This window comes from Streptomyces malachitofuscus (genome assembly GCF_055571035.1).
On record NZ_JBVIGA010000005.1, the window covers coordinates 296,861 to 314,615 of the forward strand.

Below are 17,755 nucleotides of genomic sequence, written 5' to 3' on the forward strand. Positions count from 1 at the left end.
TCCTCGTGCGCGGCACGGTCGGGGTTCGGTGGCTCGCCGGACGCCGCGGCACCGAGGGGTACGAGCGCGTGGGAGGAAATAAGGAGACCGCGGCCACAGCGGAGGGTGGGGTCGGGGGCGCATACTGAGGGCAATGACAAAATCTGCTGCTCCGAAGCGTCACTTGCCCACCAGCCCCTTCAAGGCTGCTGTCGCACCGGCCCCCAAGCACTTCGCTGCGGGGGACCAGGTCACCCATGACGTGTACGGCCTCGGCCGGGTGATCTCCGTCGAGGACGGAATCGCCGCGCTCGTCGACTTCGGCTCGTCCCAAATGCGCATCCTGAGCCCTTACGCCAAGATGACCAAGCTCTAGGAAGAGGCACCTCTCATCGACCTGACCTCGCTGTTCTCCGCTCCGGAGGGGCAGCCGCGCAGTTCCGGCGCGGCCTCACCCCCTCCGACGACCGACCCTTTCCAGGCCCCCGACTTCGGGGAGGACGAGGCCTACGCGGCCGAGGAAGGACAAGGGCCGTCCACGTGACCTCCGGCTGGGTTAGCCTCGTGCCGGCCCACCCGTGGAGGACGTGTTCATGCCCGGTTACGACAGTTCGAGGTCACGGCTGCGGCTGGCCGACCGGCATGTCCGGGTGATCGCCCGTCTTGCCGAAGGTGTGATACCGGCCGCGGAGCTCTTCCCCGCGCTCGGGGAGTTGCAGGAACTCGGGCTGGTCGGCGAGGAGGGGCAGCTTTCGCCGCTTCTGAGGGAGCTGGTGGAGGCTCCCCGGGCTCCCGTGCTGACGATCAGTGTCGAGATCACCGGCGAGGCCGGGCCCGTGCGTGCACCACGGGGTCGTCGTCGGGGCGGACAGTGTGATCGTCCACGAGGGCTGGCCGGGCGAGGAGGAGTCGGAGTACATACCGGTCGAGCCGCGCACGCTCGTCTTCGAGCTCGCCCGCATGGTGCGTCTGCGCCGTGGTGCCGATGAGCAGCCGGCGGTGCCCCGTGTCGTATCGACCATGAAGGCTCTGGATGCCGCGTTCGGGGTGATCGACGATGATCCCGGCGCGGTTCGGGATGCGCTCAGGGGTGCCGGTACGTCCGAGGAGATGGCGGGCCCCCTGTCCGGGGCGACCATCGCCGCGGTCAGGGAGGCGTTGAAGCCGACCTCCGCGTAGTTGGCGAGGTAGCCGGCCTTGCTCTTCTCCCACTCCTTGGCGTGGTCCACCGTGGCGATACTGGCTATCGAGAACGCCGTCGCGCCCGCCGAGCCGACGATGCCGGCCCCGCGCCACAGCACCGCGGTCTTCGCCGCCGCGCTGAATCCACCGGCCTTGCCGACCGTCAGGAGGTTGGCCTGTCCCGCGCGGACGACCTGCTGCCCGGAGTGCGTCAGACCGCCGTACATCCGGGCCATGTCGTCCGAGCCGGCGAAGAAGTTGATGGCCTGGTTGGGGGTGAAGCCCAGCAGCTTCGCGTTCATGAAGCCGCGTCGGCGCAGCATGTCCCATCCGCCGCCCCAACGGTCGCCCAGGAAACCGGAGCTGAAGGGAACGTTGGCCACCCGCTGGTACGCCGGGCTCCGTGACGCCATGTTGCCGAGCTGGCCGGGGAGCCAGCTGCCGGGGGCGGACAGGGAGCGGATGGGCGGGTCGTATCTGCTGAGCCCTCTGCCCGCCCAGCTCAGGATGCGGTTGCTTCCGGCCGCCGTCCAGCGTGCGGCGAGGGCGTCCTTCATCGGTCCGAGTTTGCCGGTCTTCACCGCGTTGCCCAGCAGCACCTTGGTGCCGGAGAAGCCGCTGGCCACCGAGACCTGGGCCGCGGCCGCCACGTTGAACGCGTCGCTGCCGAACTTGATCAGCTCGGTGAGGGTCTCCTCGTGCGTTCCAGGCCCGGGATCTTCGCGAGTGCGTGCGCTTCCAGCCGTACGATCCAGTCGCCGAGCTTCTCCCCCGGCTGCCGGGCCAGCTCCCGGGCCTTGGGGTCGTCGCTCGCCGCCACCGAGTTGGCCAGCAGGAACGTTTCCGGCTTGATGCCCTCGCCCCGGTAGTTCTCCAGATCCTTCGCCGTGAAGCCCGCCCACAGCAGCCCGGCCGTCGGGTCGCCGTTCTCCAGGCGGAGAAGCAGCGCGCGTTTGCGCAGGTCCTTGGCCTCGTCGCGGGTCCAGGAGCGCATCGGCTTCAACGGTGCCAGCTGCCCGGTCACTCCCAGACGGGCGGCCCGGGTGAAGGCCTCGTCGAGACGGTCCTCCACGCCACCGCGCCCGTCCAGGAGCTTCGCCAACTGCTCCAGGTCCTCGGGATTCGCCCCCCGAAACGCCATGGCCGCCGCCCCGTCCCTCGATCGCAGCCTCGACCTTCGCCGCTCGCGGCTCAGGATAGGCGGAGGGAAGGCGGTCGGGCGGTGGCCAGGGGGCGTTCAAGGGCGAGGCATCAGTGCGTGAAGGGGCCGCTCAGCGTCTTGTAGGACATCTTGAGGGTGTTCACCGTGTAGGTCTTCGAGCCCGTGCCGGTGGTGCCGGATGACGAGCCCTTCAGCAGGTGGACCATGCCGTGGCGGCTGCTGTCCAGCCAGTCGTTGGTGTCGACGAGGAGGTCGGCGCGGCCGTCGCGGGTGTAGTCGGTGAGCTTGACGCTCCAGCCGAAGTAGTCGTCGTTCTCGATGCCGCCCGCGACACCGGAGGTGTTCTGGTCGTACGCCTTGGCCCCGGTGCCGGACAGGCCTCCCGCGCGGCCCAGCAGCACGGTGACCATGCCCGCGTCGCGCTTGCCCACGAGGTCCTCGCCGGGGGCACCGATGGCGAGGTCGGCGTAGCCGTCGCCGTTGACGTCGCCCGCCGAGACGGAGGCGCCGAAGTGGTCGTCGTCCTCCGAACCGCCGGGCACGCCCGCGGTGTTCTGCGTGAACGTCACCGGCTTGCGCGCGGTGTCCGGGCCGGAGGGGCCGCCGTAGTGGACCGTGACGTATCCCCGGCCCTTGTCCGGGTTCTCGTAGCCGCGGCCGATGGCGAGGTCGCCGTAGCCGTCCTTGTCGAAGTCGCCGACGGTGGTGATCGTGCCGCCGCCGACCTGGTGACCGAGGTCGTCCGGTACGCGCAGCTCACCGGCCAGGCGGGCGAAGCCCGCGCCTCCGCGGTGGAAGAAGGCGCCCATGGCTTCGTCGTCGTCCCCGAGGTCCGAGCCGAGGATGTACAGGTCCGTGGCGGCGTCCGCGGTGACCCGGCCCGTGGCGAGCTGGGAGGCGCTCAGGTAGTCGTAGTCCTCGCCGAGGGGCTTCCAGCCGGCCTTGCCGCCGCTGCGGGTGAACGGGCCCTCGAACAGGATCGCGCCGGCCCGGCTGTGGCTGACCGCCGCGAGGTCCTGGTCGCCGTCGCCGTCGAAGTCACCGGCCACGACGTCCTCACCGAAGGAGTCGCCCGAGCCCGCGTACTCCGGCGCGATGGGCGAGTGGAAGACGGTGCCGGAGCCCAGGCCCTTGGACCCGCCCCATACGACGGTCAGTCCGCCGCGTATCTGGATGTCACCGACGGCCTCACCCGGCGAGGCGACGACGAGGTCGGCGTAGCCGTCACGGTCGAGGTCGGCGCTGGTCGCGGCGAAGCCCCACTGGTCGCCCTCCTCCACCGCGCCCGGGATGCCCGGCGAGTCCTGGTGGATGACCTGGACGCGCGTACCCGGGCCGGTCGACGTGCCGTAGACGACCGTGACCCGGCCGTCCTTGCCGTGCGTCCCGCCCAGCATGACCAGGTCGCGGTAGCCGTCGCCGTTGAAGTCGTCGGCGAGCTTGGCGGGTGCGGCGGTGGCCGTGGGGGCGAGGAGGAGCGGCGAGCAGAGTGCCGTCGCGAGTGCGGCCGTGGCGGCGAGGACGGTGCGTGAGGAGGGCATGATTCTCCGAGGTCCCGGGAGCGTCCTGTGGACGGACACTTGAACGGGATCTTGGACGCTCACAGACCCTGAATGGTTGTACGCCGACAAGTAGTTACTTCCGCCCAGACCGTCTTGCCGACCGGGTGCCGAGGCGCCCAGCCCCAGCGCTCCGCCAGGACGTCCACCAGGAACAGTCCACGGCCCGACTCCCCCTCGGGGCTCGTCGAGGGCGGAGCGACGGGTGGCCGCTTGTGGGCGGCAGCGTCGGCGACCTCGATACGGATCAGGCCCGAGCGTGTGTCCAGCACGAGCCGGAGGTGGAAGTCCCGCCCCGGCACGCGGCCGTGTTGTACGGCGTTGGCGGCGAGTTCGCCGACGACCAGGGCGACCGCGCAGGACGCGTCCGACGCCGGCGGGTGGCCCCACTCCTCCATCCACCGCGCGGAGAGGCGCCGGGCCGCTTGGGCGCCGCGCGGTGTCGAGGCGAACTGCGCCTCTCGCGTGGTGGTGGTCGTCGTTCCTGTGAGCACGGTGGGTCCCGCCCTTGCCTGTAGCCGTTTCGCTTCGCACGCGAGTCATCACGTTCCGTGGTCAAGCGTCGTCGGATCGTCCTACGCTCGGAAGGTGACACAGCCTTACCTTTCGGTTCGTAAAGGACGGAAGTGACCCTTTGGCCAACGGAATTGATCCCAGTACGTCCATGGCCGCCCTGTTCGGCGCCCGGGTGCGCAGACTCCGTACGGCGGCGGGGCTGACCCAGGCCGAACTCGGCGCGCGGGTCCACGTGGTGGGAACGCGGATCACCCAGATCGAACGGGCCTCGGGAGCGAAACCGACGCTGGAACTGGCGCGGGCGCTGGATGCGGTGCTCGGTGCGGACCATCTGCTCGTCGAGCTGTGGCCGTACGTGTACCGGGAGACGTTTCCGGACTGGTCGCGGAAGTTCATGGCGTACGCCGAGCAGGCCGTTTCCATTGGGGAGTACGCGGCACATGTGGTCCCCGGTCTGCTGCAGACCCCGGGTTACGCGAAGGCCGTTCTCAGCGTCGGCCTCACGCTCAGCGGGGACGAGCAGTTGGAGGAAAGGCTGTCGGCCCGACTCGCACGACAGGAACGGCTCACCTCGCCCGACCGGCCTGTCCTGCGGGTCGTGCTGGACGAAGCAGTACTGCGTCGCCCGGTCGGTGGCCTCTTGGTGATGCGGGAGCAGTTGGGGTGGCTGCTCGAAGCCGCGGCCGACCGTCGCATCACGCTGCAAGTGCTGCCCTTCGCACAGGGCGAGCACGATGCGATGGGTGGCTCACTCACCATTCTCACGCTGCCGGACGGCTCCGACGTCGCCTACACGGAGGGTGCGCACTTCGGCCAACTCATCGAAGAACCGGACGACGTCAGGGACTTCGCTCTCACCTACGATCAGCTACGGGCGGCAGCCCTGCCCCCGCTCATGTCACTCGACATGATCCGATCCGTGATGGAGGGCACTTACCGTGGAGCGAAGGTCCCATCCCGATCTGAGCGGCGTCGCTTGGCGCAGGAGCAGCTACAGCAATCAGGAGGGCGGCAACTGCGTGGAGGTGGCGGACGGATTCCCCGGCGTCGTCCCCGTCCGTGACAGCAAGGCCCCGCACGGTCCCGCGGTCTGTTTCGGGAACGGATCCTGGACCGCGTTCATAGGCGAGTTGAAGGCGGCCGGCCGCCACCGGAACTGAGTCCGCCAGGCACCGGTCACGTCCCGTCGTCCCGGCCCGCCGGTACCTCGCCGCCGAGGAGCCGGTGGGCCGCCGACCTCCCCAAAGAACCTGGTCGAACGGTTCGTCGCGCACGCCGGCGCAGGCCCGGGCGGGCACGGCGGACCTGCTGCGGGTGGAGGTTCGCGAGGGGGACGCGCACGCACTTCCCGTCGCGTCGGGGAGTGTGGACCGCGCCAAGACCGACCGCGGGGTCTGCTCACGCTGACCGGCGGCCACCGCGGGATCCGCGACGACCGCCGGACTGCCACGTGCCCACGCGTCCCTACGCCCGGCGCTCCGTCTCGGCGTCGGCGACAGCGATCGTGATGCCGAGGGCCTTGGCGATGTTCGCCGCCGCCGTCATGACGCGGGCCGTTCCCACGACGGGTGCGATGGCGACCAGCACGTCCTGCACCTTCTCGGCGGTCACGCCGGACTGGATGGCGGGGTCGATGTGCGCGATGTAGGAAATCGGCGGGGCGTCCGACGCGGCGAGGGACGCGATGCGGGTGAGCATGAACGTTTCCTGGTCCAGCCCGCACCGCTCGACCGAGTCGGTCGTCATCGCGACAAGGGTGTCCAGTACCGGGGTCTCAGATGCTGTGGCCATGGGCCGTCTTCTCCTGTGAGTGGTGAAGGGGAACCGACGGGCACGGGATGCGGAGGCCGTCCCTGCGGGTGCAGCGCCGCTCGACCGTGCGTCCGCCTCGACGTTACGTCCGTTTCGCACTGATCGCCCGCCGAGGGTCCCGCCCGGGCGGGGGCACGGTGCGCGCGGGGGCACGGTGCGCGCGGACGCCTGGCGCGGAGCGCGACATCACCCGCCGGCCGGGCGTCGCCGTTCGCTACGGTCGGCCGTCGACCGTGCCGAGCCACTCCCGCACTGCCTCGAAGTCCGCCTCCGTCAGCCCTTTCGCCGGGTCCACCCGGTGCAGCAGGGCCGGGGCCGGGTGGGCTGCCTCCACCCAGGTGCGGTCCGGGGCGCCGATCTCGTCGTCCAGCCAGACGAACGGGCGGAGGCCGGCCCACTCGGACAGGTGGCGGGTCTTCCAGTGGACGCCGCGGGGCGCGGGGGCGTCCTCGTGCTCCGGCCAGGGCACGACCGGCAGGCGGGGCAGGCCGAGGCGTGGGGCGATCGTGGCGTTGGCCTCGTGCTGCCAGGTCGTCGCCCACACCAGGTCGCAGGGGAGGGCGAGCAGACGGGCGCCCACGGTCGGATCGAGGCGGTGCAGCAGGGGGTTTCCGGCGTCCGGGAGCGGGCCCCGCGCGGGTGTGCCCGAGCCGAAGGGGATCAGCGGGCCGTCCACGTCCAGGAAGAGGACGGGGCGGCCGGGCGCGGTCATGGCGTCAGCGTCTCACGGGTGCATCCTGGCGCCCTTCAGGACCTTGTCGACCGCGTTCCTCGGGCCGTGGACGGCCAGGCCGACCAGGTCCAGGTCGCTCGTGCCGACGGCGCGGACCGCCGCGCGGTTGGCCTCGTCGTGGCCCGTGGCGAACAGGTCGCCGGTGAACACCGCGCGGGGCAGGGCCCGGGTGAGCGTTCGCGCGTGGGCCGTCCTCAGGGTCTCCTTCGTGCCCTGGAAGACCAGGACCGGCTGGCGGAACATCGGCAGGTACGGCACGCCGTCCGCGTCCTCGTACGGTTCCCCGATCAGCTCGGGGAACTGGGTGCTCAGGCCGCTGACCAGGAACGCGGTGACGTTGAGGCGCTGCCAGGGCTCCAGGTCCTCGCGCAGCAGGACGGCGATCTTCGTGTCGAAGCGGGTGCTGGTGGTCATGGAGTGAGACTGCCGGTCCGGCCGCGGCGGCGTCTTGTACGTTGTTTGCATGCCCTCCCAGGCAGCCTCCGGGGCGACGGTCTCCGCCTGGCGGCCCCGCGTCCCGGGCGTCGTCGAGGTCTTCCACGCCCGTTTCACCGAGTACGCCTACCCGATGCACGTCCACGACGCCTGGACGCTGCTCATCGTCGACGACGGCGCCGTACGGTACGACCTCGACCGGCACGAGCACGGCACCCCGCACGACACGGTGACGCTGCTGCCGCCGCACGTCCCCCACAACGGCGCCCCCGCCACGGCCGACGGCTTCCGCAAGCGGGTGCTGTACCTGGACACCGGCCGCCTCGGGGACGATCTCATCGGAGCCGCCGTCGACCGGCCCGATCTGCGGGACCCGCTGCTGCGGCGGCGCGTCGGACAGGTGCACTCCGCCCTCGTGCGGCCCGGTGACCAGCTGGAGGCCGAGAGCCGGCTGACGCTCGTCGGGGAGCGGCTGCGGGAGCATCTGCGCTCGCGCGAGGGTGCCGGGGAGGTCCGGCGGGATCCCGTGCTCGCGCGGCGGCTGCGGGAGCTGCTCGACGAGCGGGTGGTCGAGGGGCTCACCCTGCAGGAGGCGGGCGGGCTGCTGTCCGCGCATCCCGCGCACCTGGTACGGGCGTTCAGCGGGGCGTACGGCATCGCGCCGCACCAGTACCTGATGTCCCGGCGGGTGGGGCGGGCGCGGCGGCTGCTGCTGGAGGGGCGGTCACCGAGCGGGGTGGCGGTCGCCACCGGGTTCTACGACCAGGCCCATCTGACCCGGCACTTCCGGAAGCTGGTGGGCGTCACTCCGGGACGCTACCGGGCGACGGGCGCTCCAGCAGGTGGGTGAACGCGTCCAGGTTGCGGGTGGATTCGCCGCGTGACACCCGCCAGGCGTACTCCTTGCGGATCGCGGTGGCGAAACCGAGTTCCAGGAGCGTGTTGAAGCTGCCGTCGGCGGCCTCGAGGACCTGGCCGAGGAGGCGGTCGACCTCCTCCGCGGTGACGGCGGCGAGCGGGAGACGGCCGGTGACGTAGATGTCGCCGAGCGGGTCGACGGCGTAACTCACGCCGTAGAGCTTGAGGTTGCGCTCGAGGAGCCAGCGGTGGACCCCGCCCTCGTTCTCGTCGGGGTGGCGGATGACGAAGGCGTTCAGGGAGAGCGTGTGCCGGCCGGCGATCAGGGAGACGGTCGTGGAGAGCTTGCGGGTGCCGGGGAGCTTGACCACGTACGAACCGGGGGCCGGGCTCTCCCACTCCAGTTCCGCGTCCTTCAGCACACCTTCGACGACCTGCGCCGCCTCCGCCGCTTTGTCAGCCATGGTGCGAGCGTACGTGACGGCGGTGGGCCTGTGTCGCGGCCGTGTAGACGTCGGCCGTGGCGGCGGCCGCGGCGTCCCAGCCGAAGGACTGGGCGTGCCGGGCGGCGGCCGCGCCCATACGTGCGGCGAGGGGAGGGTGGTCGGCGAAGTCGCGCAGCACGCGCGCGTACGCGGCGGGATCGTGACCCTGGACGAGGAAACCGGTGTGCCCGTCCCGTACGGCGACGGGGAGGCCGCCGACCGCGGCGGCGAGCACCGGGGTGCCGGCGGCCTGCGCCTCTATGGCGACCAGGCCGAAGGACTCGCTGTAGGAGGGCATGACGAGGACGGACGCCGCGCGGAACCAGTCCGCGAGCTGTTCCTGCCCGACGGGCGGGTGGAAGCGGACGACGTCGGCGATGCCGAGCCGCGCGGCGAGCTTCTGCAGGCCCTCCGGCTTGGCGAGGCCGCTGCCGCTGGGGCCGCCGACGACGGGGACGCAGATGCGGGAGCGCAGCTCGGGGCGTTCGCCGAGCAGGACGGCCACCGCGCGGAGCAGGACGTCGGGGGCCTTGAGGGGCTGGATGCGGCCGGCGAAGAGGGGGATCAGGGCGTCCTGGGGCAGGCCGAGGCGGGCCCGTGCGGCGGCGCGGCCGTCGGCGGGACGGAAGCGGGCCAGGTTCACACCGGGGTGGACGACGGCGACCTTGCCGGGGTCGGCGGCGTAGTGCTCCATGAGTTCGCCGGCCTCTTCGGCGGTGTTGGCGATGAGCCGGTCGGCGGCGGAGACGATCTGGGTCTCGCCGATGACGCGGGCGGCGGGCTCGGGGGTGTCGCCGTCGGCGAGGTTGGCGTTCTTGACCTTGGCCATGGTGTGCATGGCGTGCACCAGGGGGACGCCCCAGCGCTGGGCGGCGAGCCAGCCGACGTGGCCGGAGAGCCAGTAGTGGGAGTGGACCAGGTCGTAGTGGCCGGGGCGGTGGCCGGCCCAGGCCTGCATCACGCCGTGGGTGAAGGCGCACAGCTGGGCGGGCAGCTCCTCCTTGGCGAGGCCCTCGTAGGGGCCGGCGTCGACGTGCCGGACGAGGACGCCGGGGGCCAGTTCGACGCTGGGCGGGAGGGCGGCGGCGGTCGCGCGGGTGAAGATCTCGACCTCGATGTTGATCGCGGCGAGGCGCTGCGCGAGTTCCACGATGTAGACGTTCATGCCGCCGGCGTCGCCGGTGCCCGGCTGGTGCAGCGGGGAGGTGTGCACGGAGAGCATCGCCACGCGGCGGGGCCTGCGGTGCAGGCGCAGCCGCGGCGGTGCGGCGGGGGAGCGCCGCCCGAGCCTCGCGATGTACTGGCTCACGTGGCGTTCCTCCTCGCGGTGGGCATGGCTGTCGGAGGGTGGTGCGGGCCCTCGGGGAGCACAACGCCGGAGGGCTGCGTTCCCATTTCCGGCGGGGCCCCCGGGTCCCGGTCTTTGCCGAATCATTACCGACTGTCGCTCAACCGTTCGAGCCCGTGACGCGTCCCCCACGTCGGGACGCCCTCCGGGTACCCGCATACTCGGACGTATGACAGTCCGCGCCCCCCGACGCCCGCTGGGCACCGTGACGCGCGGCACCACCAACCCCAACCGGCTGCGCCGCATGGACCGCTGGATCGCGGCCACGCACGGAGCGGAGCTGCGCCGCGCGGAGGACCCCGTCGCCGTCGACCTCGGCTACGGCGCGGCCCCCTGGACGGCGGTCGAGCTGCTGCACCGGCTGCGCGGCGCGGTCCCACGCGCGCGCGTGGAGGGCGTCGAGATCGATCCGGCCCGGGTCGCGGCGGCGCGGCCGTACGAGCGCGAGGGACTGGTCTTCCGGCACGGCGGCTTCGAGGTCCCGGTCCCGGGACGGCCACTGCTCATCCGCGCGGCGAACGTGCTGCGCCAGTACGACGAGGCGGAGGTCGCCGCCGTGTGGCGGCGGCTGTGCGCGCGGCTCGCGCCGGCCGACCCGGAGACGGGGTCGCGCGGCGGGCTGCTGGTCGAGGGCACCTGTGACGAGATCGGGCGCCGGCACGTGTGGGTCGCGCTCGGCCCGGAGGGGCCGCGCACCGTCACCTTCGCGACCCGGCTCGGCTCCCTGGAGTGCCCGTCCGACCTGGCCGAACGCCTCCCCAAGGCGCTCATCCACCGCAACGTCCCCGGTGAGCCGGTGCACGCCTTCCTGCGCGACTTCGACCGCGCCTGGGCCGCCGCCGCGCCCTACGCCTCCTACGGCGCCCGGCAGCGCTGGATCCGGACGGTACGGGACCTGAGGGCCGACTGGCCGGTGACGGACGGGCCGGCGCGGTGGCGGCAGGGGGAAGTCACGGTGCGGTGGGCGGCGTTGGCGCCGCGGGACTGACGGGACGCCGCGACGCGCGCACGGGGAACGATCTCCGTGAGTCGTTCGTCACAGGAGCGGGGCGATCGTCGCGCCGGGGATTGCACGGGCGGGAGGGGCGGGAAGAACTCCCTCTGTCGTTTCGCGGCTCGGCATGGCAGCATCCCCCCGGCGACCGATTGTTACTGACGGTCAATCACAGGGGGGTGGCGTCATGGGGACGGGCAAGCGCGGAGTGCTTGCGGCAGCCGTGGCCGTGGTCTGCGCGGTCACCGTACTGGCGGTGCCCGGTACGGCGTTCGCGGCCCCCACACCCCCGCCGCCCCCGGGCACGACCGCGAGCGTCACCGTGGTCGACGGCCCGGACAAGGAACTCGAAGCCGTACGCAAGAAGCTCGACAAGCTCTACCGCGCGGCGGCCGTCGCCACCGAGGAGTACAACGCCGCCGAGGAGAAGGCGAAGAAGCAGTCCGCCGAGATCGTGCGGCTGGCGGAGAAGATCGTCAAGGGCCGCGAGAGACTGGCCGAGCTCAAGGGGCGCGCGGGCGCCGCGGCCGCCGCCCAGTACCGCGGCGGCGGGCTGCCGCCCGAGGCCCGGCTCATGCTGAGCGACACCCCGCGCGAGTTCCTCGACGGCGCGGGCCGGGTGCGGCAGGGCGAGCACGCGACCAAGGGGCTGCTCGGGGAAATGTCCCGCACCCAGCAGGACTTGGAGCAGTACGCGCAGGACGCGGACACCCAGTTCGAGGAGCTGGAGGCGGGCCGCAAGGCCAAGGCCACGGCGCGGAAGAAGATCGAGAAGCAGATCAAGGCCGCCGAGAAGGTCGAGTCCGAGCTCGAGGAGGAGGAGAAGGAGCGCCTGGCCCGGCTGGAGAAGCGGGCCGCCGACCAGGCACAGGCCGGCTGGCTGAGCTCCGGCGTCCTCGACGAGATCGACGGCACGGCGACGCGGCAGGGCAGGAAGGCCGTCGCGTACGCCACCGCGCAGATCGGGAAGCCGTACCAGTGGGGCGCGGAGGGGCCGAAGACGTACGACTGCTCCGGGCTCACCTCGCAGGCCTGGATATCGGCCGGGCGGAGCATGCCGCGCACCTCGCAGGAGCAGTGGAGGCAACTGGAGCGCGTGGACATCGAGGACATGCGGCCCGGTGACCTCATCATCTACTTCGAGGACGCCACCCACGTCGGCATGTACGTGGGCGACGGCATCATGGTGCACGCCCCGCGCCCCGGGCGGTCGGTGACCCTCGCGGGAGCCGGATCGATGCCGATCCTCGGGGTCGTACGCCCCGACGCGGCCGCGGACTGACCGGCGGCGCGCCCGCTCGGGTGCGCTCAACGGCCCGGTGACACAGGCCACGTGACCCATGGCACGTGGATCTTGCGATCAACCCCTTGGGGACGTGACGTTCGTCATTCCCGCAGCACACCCGGCCTGTCCAACTGCGGTAGCAAACGCGGCATATGACACCGGCCGATGGAGCAGCGGCGTGGCTTTCACCATTCCGCTGCGGCGCGGTCAACCGCTATGGTCCCCGTTCGAAGGGGCATCCCCTGCTCGCACACCGAGGTGGAGCCGGGGAGAGGGCCGAGATCCGTCGCCCCCACCATGCCCTCGGGGGGAGGGAAGGAACCCGCAACAATGCCCGCACCCGTACCGCGGCAGAGAGCGATCCCGGCCGCGGAAGGTGGTCAGGCGCCGGCCGCTGCACAGAGCAAAGGCTCCGCCCTGGACTCCCCGGAGGCCAGGACGGCGGCCCCGCACACCGCGGCCCCGTCCGAGAGCAGCACCACGGACCGGTCCGGCACCCCGCCGGACAGGGCCGAGACGGCCGCCCACACCAACCTCACCCTGCTCCTGATCGAGGACGATCCGGGCGGCTCGCCGATCGTGCCGGACCTGCTCGACCAGTCCGGCAAGCCGATCCGCGTCCGCACCGCCCGCAATCTCACCGAGGCCGAGCGGCTGCTGACCGACGACGTCCACTGCATCCTGCTGGACCTCGCCCTGCCCGCGCCGGGCCGCACCGGCGACGGCGACGAGCTCGCCGTGCTCAAGCACGTCCTCGAGCTCGCCCCCCGGCACGCCGTCCTCGCCCTCACCGGCGCCGACGACACCGAGCGCGGCGCCGAGGCGGTGCGGGTGGGCGCCCAGGACTACCTCGTCCGCGACGAGCTGGACGGCCGGCTGCTGAGCCGGGCGATCCGCTACGCGGTGGAGCGCAAGCGGTCCGACTCCGCCGAGCGGCGGCTCGCGGAGGGCCGGGTACGCGCCCAGGAGAACCGCCGGCTGGAACGCGGCCTGCTGCCGACCCCGCTGCTGGACGGTTCCCCGCTGCGCTTCGCCGCCCGCTACCGCCCCGGCCGCTCGCGCGCCCTGCTCGGCGGCGACTTCTACGACGTCGTCCGCACCCCCGACGGCACCGTGCACGCCATGATCGGCGACGTCTGCGGGCACGGACCGGACGAGGCCGCCCTCGGCGTGGAGCTGCGCATCGCCTGGCGCGCGCTGACCCTGGCAGGGCTGTGCGGGGACCAGCTCCTCGGCACCCTGCAGGAGGTGCTGGAGCACGAGCGCGCGGACGACGAGATCTTCGCGACCCTGTGCACGGTGGACATCGCGCCGGACGGCCGCCGGGCGGGCCTGTGCCTGGCCGGCCACCCGTCACCGCTGCTCGCCCGCCCGGGCGTGCCGGCGCGCCTGCTGCCGTACGACAACAACGGCCCGGCGCTCGGGCTGCTGCCGGGCGCCCGCTGGCCGCGGATGCAGGTGGAGCTGGGTGCCGAGTGGAGCCTGATGCTCTACACCGACGGTCTGATCGAGGGCCGGGTCGGCGACACCGGCGAGCGGCTCGGCCAGGACGGCATGGTGGACATGATCCGCCGCCAGCTCTCCGAGGGGCTGCACGGCGAGGAACTGCTGCGGACCGCCGTCAACGAGGTGCGCGACCTCAACGGCGGCGAGCTGACCGACGACGTGGCGGTGCTGCTGCTGGACCGGACGGCGTGAGCGGTCCTCCGCGCCCCTCTCCGGAGCGCGGAGGCGGGCCTGCCCCCGGTCAGCGGCCGCCGTTGTACGGGCCGTAGGGGCCGTCGCTGCTGGAGCCGCCCCTGCGGGCGCGGCCGCCGCCGGGCAGACCGCGGAGGGCCGGGCGGACGTCCACCATGTACACGATGGTCGCGATCAGCCCGATGATCGGCAGGAACGACAGGATGTTGAAGATCAGGTTCACCACGAAGGCGAGGGCCAGGATGATCAGCCAGAACGGCTTGGTCTTCTTGTCCGCCGCGCGGTAGGCGTCCTCACGGCGCGTGGCGGCGTCGATCAGCGCGAAGCCACTGAAAACGATCAGGGCCATGCTCAGCAGCCACATGAACCCCGCGAAGCCCTGCATCAGCACTACGTCCACCACCAGACTCGGCTCGTCCATTACGCCGTCTTCACGCCGTCACCGTACCCGCATCCACCGGTCGGCTACCCGGAGAACGGGCCGGGCACCACGAGAGTGCCCGGCCCGTCCCCGTCGCACTACTTCGCGGGCGGTGTCGTCTTCTTCGCGGTGGTCTTGCGCACCGGGGCCTTCTTGGCCGGGGCGGGCTTCTTCACCGCGGCGGGCGCGGTCCCGGCCGGCTTGTCGGCCTTGGGCTCGACCGGCTCGGGCGCGGACTTCGGCTCGGGAGCGGGCTCGACGGCCACGGCGATGTCCTCGATGCCCTCGGCGGCCTCGCCGCGCCAGGTCCTCACGGTCTGCTCGCCGCGCTCGGCGACCTTCTCGTACGTCTCCCGCGCCTTGACCGCGTACTCGGCGGCGATGCCGACGCCGCGCAGCGCGAGGTCCTGGGCGTTCTCGCCGAGCTTCTTCAGGTCGGTGTCGAGCGAGCCGATGAGCTCGCCGACCTTGGTCTGGAGGGTCTCCTGCGTCTCCCGGACCCGGACGGTCGCCTTCTCCTGCACGGCCTTGGGGTCGGTGTTGCGGACGGCCTCGATGCGGGCCGGGGCCTCGGCGCGCAGCTGCTCCACCAGGGCCGGCACCTTCCTGGCCTGCTGCAGCGCCAGGTCGGCGGTGCCGGCGGCGAAGTAGAGCGGGGTCGGGTCGCTGAAGGTCTTGCGCAGGTCGTCGGTGATGGCCATGGTGATGGTCCTCCCGGATTCGTTTCGGCTGAGGGTTCTCATGTGGTCCGCGGCGGGCGGCCGGTGCCCTGGTCCGGCTCAGCCGGCCGTCCGCCGCGGACCCTTGTCACTGCCGCCGCCCGCGCGGGGGCGGCGCTCGGCGGGCGTACCGCTGCCGGTCGTACGGCTCCGGCGTATCACGGCATCGCCGTCCGGAGCGTCCACCGCGCGGTCACTCGCGTCGACGACCTCGGACACCCCGGGATCCTCCGTCGCCTCACCGTCCTCGGCGCCGCCAAACCCGTTCTCCTTGCGGAACGACTCGTAGATCTGCAGCAGCACCTGCTTCTGACGCTCGGTCAGCGTGGGGTCCGCGAGGAGCGCGGCCCGTGTCTCCACCTCGTCCCGGCCCCGCTCCGCGTCGAGGATGCCGGCCCGGACGTAGAGTGTCTCGGCGGAGATCCGCAGGGCCTTGGCGACCTGCTGCAGCACCTCCGCGCTGGGCTTGCGCAGCCCGCGCTCGATCTGGCTGAGATACGGATTCGACACCCCGGCGGCATCGGCGAGCTGCCGCAGCGACAACTGCGCGCTGCGCCGCTGCTCGCGCAGGTACTCACCGAGATTGCCGACGTTGAGCGATGCCATGCCTCCACCCTGCCGCACCGCGCTAACTATTGCAAGCACCTGCTTGCAATAGTGCGCCACGGCACACCCGCGGCCGCGAGAGTCTCGGTACCCGCAGCCGCGACGGAACCATGCAGCAAGAGCTCAGCGTCCCTCCCTGACCTACAAGATCACGGATGGCCAGGAGACCCGGGGCATGACGGACACAGCTGCTCGGTACCTCTATCTCGCCCGGCACGGTGAAGCGTCAGCAGACGAGACGACCCTGACGGAGAGCGGCCGGCGCCAAGCCCTTCTCCTCGGTGAACGGCTTCGGAGCGCCCCGCTTTCGGTGATCCACCACGGGCCGCTGCCCCGGGCGCGGCAGACGGCCCGGCTGATCAGCACACGACTGGACGCCGTCCCACTGCACCAGTCGGAGCCGGCCGGCGACTACATCCCCTACCTGCCTGCGAGAGAGGAGCTGCCGCCGGATTCGGCCGACGCCATGCTCAGCTTCCTCGCTCAGGTTCCGAAGGAGGAGCGCAACCGCGGTCCAGCACTGGCCCGGGAGGCCCTCGCAGAGTTCACGGGCACCGTCGAGGGCGATCGCCCCCGCCATGAACTGGTCGTCACCCACAACTTCCTCATCGGTTGGCTGATCCGCGCCGCCCTCGACGCTCCCGAGTGGCGCTGGATGGGCCTCAACCACGGCAACGCGGCACTGACGGTCATCCGATACGCACCCGGCAGACCGTCCTCCGTGCTGCTCTGCAACGACATGCGGCACCTGCCCGCAGAACTGCGGTGGACCGGCTTCCCGCCCGAACTCCACATCTGACCAAGAAGGCCCGCCTGGAGGGCGTCGGTGTGCGGTATCCGGATCTTCCACTCGTCGGTAGCCTTCGTCACCATGATGCGCGCTTGGGTTCTGCCAATTGTGCTGGTGCTCAGCGGCGCGGCCGTCGCAACCGGCAGATCCTCAAGGGAAACCCCGGCGTGGCCGCAGCACTCCTGCCGGCGTTTCTGGCGCCGGCCGGTGTGAACTCACCCCTGATCTTCCCGAGGTCCATCGGTGCGCAGGAGGCACGACGCCGCAGTGCGGCCGACGGCCGGCCGGTCGTCTTCTGGCGGCCGGGGTGCAGGTACTGCATCCGGCTGCGCGCCCGGCTGGGCCGCAGTGCGCGCCAGTTGCACTGGGTCAACATCTGGCGCGACCCGGCAGGAGCGGCAGAGGTGAGGGCGGCCAACGACGGTGACGAGACCGTGCCGACCGTCGTCGTGGCGGGGCGGCCACACACGAATCCCGATCCCGGATGGGTACGCGGACAGCTCTGATCGCGCGGAGCGGCCGGTGTCCTCAGGGACGCGGAAGCGACTCCGGAGCGAGAACGGTCCGGCAGGCCGACCAGGCCGGTTGGCTCAGCAGGGGGCGGATGCGGGTGAACAGGGCGAGGAGGTCGGCTCCCCAGCGCTCGCGGAAGGAGGGGTCGATGCGGGCGAGGTCGAGTTCGTTGGCGGCGGACAGCTCGGCGAAGTCCCGGCGCTCCTGCGGCCCGGGAACGTGGGAACGGCCGGTGAACCGGTCGTGGAAGGGGGCGTCGGCGTCCGCGAGCGCCGGGTAGGTGGCCTCCCGGTCGCACGAGGCGTAGAGGTACACGATCGCCTCGGCCTCCGTGCCGATCACCGCCGCGAGTTCGCCGCGGCGGTCCAAGGACAGCGGGGCGGCGGGGAAGCCGTCGGTGCCGTAGAACGCGTGGCACAGGCCCGCGTGCTGGAGGGCGGGGCGGGCGCCCCATCCGGCGAGCTGGTTCCGGACGCGTTGGACGTGCGCGAGGAGGGTGCCGCCCGGGTGAGAGAGGTCCGCGGCACCGAGCTCGCACAGGAGCGCGACGGCACGGTCGGCAACGGCATCGGCATCGGCATCGGCAGGGGAAGCGGGCATGGGACGGGGTCCTTCCATCGCTCGGTCGGCACCCGTCCGTGCCCTCGCTCGGGGTCCGGA

General features: G+C 72.0%; 21 protein-coding genes and 1 pseudogene. 9 read left to right on the top strand and 13 right to left on the bottom strand.

What is annotated here, in order from left to right; genetic code table 11:
* The first annotated feature begins 133 nt into the window (after positions 1-133).
* Complete coding sequence (locus tag ACZ44S_RS09775) at positions 134-355, top strand: hypothetical protein (RefSeq protein ID WP_190166483.1); 222 nt, start codon at positions 134-136, stop codon at positions 353-355.
* A 241-nt stretch (positions 356-596) separates the two neighbouring features.
* Here ACZ44S_RS09775 and ACZ44S_RS09780 read toward each other — a convergent pair whose 3' ends face one another.
* From ACZ44S_RS09780 to ACZ44S_RS09795, 4 genes are all read right to left on the bottom strand, one after another.
* A complete protein-coding gene (locus ACZ44S_RS09780; protein WP_466926471.1) occupies positions 597-1,811 on the bottom strand; it encodes a hypothetical protein in 1,215 nt (404 codons plus the stop codon).
* A gap of 26 nt (positions 1,812-1,837) precedes the next feature.
* Positions 1,838-2,302 (bottom strand): hypothetical protein, encoded by a 465-nt coding sequence (locus ACZ44S_RS09785; protein ID WP_466926473.1) that lies wholly within the window; start codon positions 2,300-2,302, stop codon positions 1,838-1,840.
* A gap of 110 nt (positions 2,303-2,412) precedes the next feature.
* Positions 2,413-3,864, bottom strand: a complete 1,452-nt coding sequence (locus tag ACZ44S_RS09790) for an FG-GAP and VCBS repeat-containing protein (RefSeq protein WP_466926474.1) — start codon at positions 3,862-3,864, stop codon at positions 2,413-2,415.
* Between the two features lie 59 nt (positions 3,865-3,923).
* A complete protein-coding gene (locus tag ACZ44S_RS09795; protein ID WP_466926476.1) occupies positions 3,924-4,376 on the bottom strand; it encodes an ATP-binding protein in 453 nt (150 codons plus the stop codon).
* A 170-nt stretch (positions 4,377-4,546) separates the two neighbouring features.
* Between ACZ44S_RS09795 and ACZ44S_RS09800 the strand changes: the two genes are divergently transcribed.
* Both ACZ44S_RS09800 and ACZ44S_RS09805 read left to right on the top strand, forming a co-directional pair.
* Positions 4,547-5,461 carry a helix-turn-helix domain-containing protein gene (locus ACZ44S_RS09800; protein WP_466926479.1) on the top strand — a complete coding sequence of 305 codons (915 nt, stop codon included), beginning with the start codon at positions 4,547-4,549 and terminating at the stop codon, positions 5,459-5,461.
* On the top strand, positions 5,424-5,558 hold the full coding sequence (locus tag ACZ44S_RS09805) for a DUF397 domain-containing protein (protein WP_466926482.1): 135 nt from the start codon (positions 5,424-5,426) through the stop codon (positions 5,556-5,558). The genes ACZ44S_RS09800 and ACZ44S_RS09805 overlap by 38 nt, the downstream gene beginning before the upstream one ends.
* A 304-nt stretch (positions 5,559-5,862) precedes the next feature.
* Here the strand turns inward: ACZ44S_RS09805 and ACZ44S_RS09810 are convergent, their stop codons facing one another.
* The 3 genes from ACZ44S_RS09810 to ACZ44S_RS09820 form a co-directional block, all read right to left on the bottom strand.
* On the bottom strand, positions 5,863-6,189 hold the full coding sequence (locus ACZ44S_RS09810) for a carboxymuconolactone decarboxylase family protein (protein WP_466926484.1): 327 nt from the start codon (positions 6,187-6,189) through the stop codon (positions 5,863-5,865).
* 235 nt (positions 6,190-6,424) lie between these two features.
* On the bottom strand, positions 6,425-6,922 hold the full coding sequence (locus ACZ44S_RS09815) for an HAD domain-containing protein (protein WP_466926486.1): 498 nt from the start codon (positions 6,920-6,922) through the stop codon (positions 6,425-6,427).
* Positions 6,923-6,934: 12 nt separating this feature from the next.
* Positions 6,935-7,357 (bottom strand): DUF2000 family protein, encoded by a 423-nt coding sequence (locus tag ACZ44S_RS09820; protein ID WP_466926489.1) that lies wholly within the window; start codon positions 7,355-7,357, stop codon positions 6,935-6,937.
* Between the two features lie 49 nt (positions 7,358-7,406).
* Between ACZ44S_RS09820 and ACZ44S_RS09825 the strand changes: the two genes are divergently transcribed.
* Positions 7,407-8,228 (top strand): AraC family transcriptional regulator, encoded by an 822-nt coding sequence (locus tag ACZ44S_RS09825; protein ID WP_466926491.1) that lies wholly within the window; start codon positions 7,407-7,409, stop codon positions 8,226-8,228.
* Here ACZ44S_RS09825 and ACZ44S_RS09830 read toward each other — a convergent pair.
* Both ACZ44S_RS09830 and mshA read right to left on the bottom strand, forming a co-directional pair.
* Positions 8,182-8,700 (bottom strand): type III secretion system chaperone family protein, encoded by a 519-nt coding sequence (locus ACZ44S_RS09830; RefSeq protein WP_466926494.1) that lies wholly within the window; start codon positions 8,698-8,700, stop codon positions 8,182-8,184. The two genes, ACZ44S_RS09825 and ACZ44S_RS09830, sit on opposite strands and share 47 nt — an antisense overlap.
* Positions 8,693-10,030, bottom strand: coding sequence for a D-inositol-3-phosphate glycosyltransferase (mshA, locus tag ACZ44S_RS09835; protein ID WP_466926497.1), 1,338 nt, complete (start codon positions 10,028-10,030; stop codon positions 8,693-8,695). Before mshA ends, ACZ44S_RS09830 begins: the two co-directional genes overlap by 8 nt.
* Positions 10,031-10,238: 208 nt before the next feature.
* Between mshA and ACZ44S_RS09840 the strand changes: the two genes are divergently transcribed.
* The 3 genes from ACZ44S_RS09840 to ACZ44S_RS09850 all read left to right on the top strand — a co-directional run bounded on the left by ACZ44S_RS09840 (position 10,239) and on the right by ACZ44S_RS09850 (position 14,046).
* Positions 10,239-11,057 (top strand): class I SAM-dependent methyltransferase, encoded by an 819-nt coding sequence (locus ACZ44S_RS09840; protein ID WP_466926499.1) that lies wholly within the window; start codon positions 10,239-10,241, stop codon positions 11,055-11,057.
* Between the two features lie 193 nt (positions 11,058-11,250).
* Positions 11,251-12,345: a C40 family peptidase gene (locus ACZ44S_RS09845; protein WP_466926501.1), complete on the top strand. Its 1,095-nt coding sequence runs from the start codon at positions 11,251-11,253 to the stop codon at positions 12,343-12,345.
* A 333-nt stretch (positions 12,346-12,678) separates the two neighbouring features.
* The gene (locus ACZ44S_RS09850) at positions 12,679-14,046 is read left to right on the top strand and encodes a PP2C family protein-serine/threonine phosphatase (RefSeq protein ID WP_466926504.1); all 1,368 of its coding nucleotides are present in this window, start codon (positions 12,679-12,681) and stop codon (positions 14,044-14,046) included.
* A 49-nt stretch (positions 14,047-14,095) separates the two neighbouring features.
* On the opposite strand, the gene ACZ44S_RS09855 is transcribed toward ACZ44S_RS09850, so the two are convergent.
* The 3 genes from ACZ44S_RS09855 to ACZ44S_RS09865 all read right to left on the bottom strand — a co-directional run bounded on the left by ACZ44S_RS09855 (position 14,096) and on the right by ACZ44S_RS09865 (position 15,792).
* Positions 14,096-14,431: a DUF2516 family protein gene (locus tag ACZ44S_RS09855; RefSeq protein ID WP_190166588.1), complete on the bottom strand. Its 336-nt coding sequence runs from the start codon at positions 14,429-14,431 to the stop codon at positions 14,096-14,098.
* Positions 14,432-14,565: 134 nt separating this feature from the next.
* A complete protein-coding gene (locus ACZ44S_RS09860; protein WP_466926506.1) occupies positions 14,566-15,168 on the bottom strand; it encodes a hypothetical protein in 603 nt (200 codons plus the stop codon).
* 78 nt (positions 15,169-15,246) lie between these two features.
* A complete protein-coding gene (locus ACZ44S_RS09865; RefSeq protein WP_466926509.1) occupies positions 15,247-15,792 on the bottom strand; it encodes a helix-turn-helix domain-containing protein in 546 nt (181 codons plus the stop codon).
* Positions 15,793-15,967: 175 nt separating this feature from the next.
* On the opposite strand from ACZ44S_RS09865, the gene ACZ44S_RS09870 reads away from it, so the two are divergent.
* Positions 15,968-16,591, top strand: a complete 624-nt coding sequence (locus ACZ44S_RS09870) for a histidine phosphatase family protein (RefSeq protein ID WP_466926510.1) — start codon at positions 15,968-15,970, stop codon at positions 16,589-16,591.
* Positions 16,592-16,663: 72 nt separating this feature from the next.
* Positions 16,664-17,088: pseudogene (locus tag ACZ44S_RS09875) on the top strand (glutaredoxin domain-containing protein).
* Positions 17,089-17,110: 22 nt separating this feature from the next.
* On the opposite strand, the gene ACZ44S_RS09880 reads toward ACZ44S_RS09875, so the two are convergent.
* Positions 17,111-17,695 (bottom strand): DUF6817 domain-containing protein, encoded by a 585-nt coding sequence (locus ACZ44S_RS09880; RefSeq protein ID WP_466926512.1) that lies wholly within the window; start codon positions 17,693-17,695, stop codon positions 17,111-17,113.
* Between the last annotated feature and the right edge of the window lie 60 nt (positions 17,696-17,755).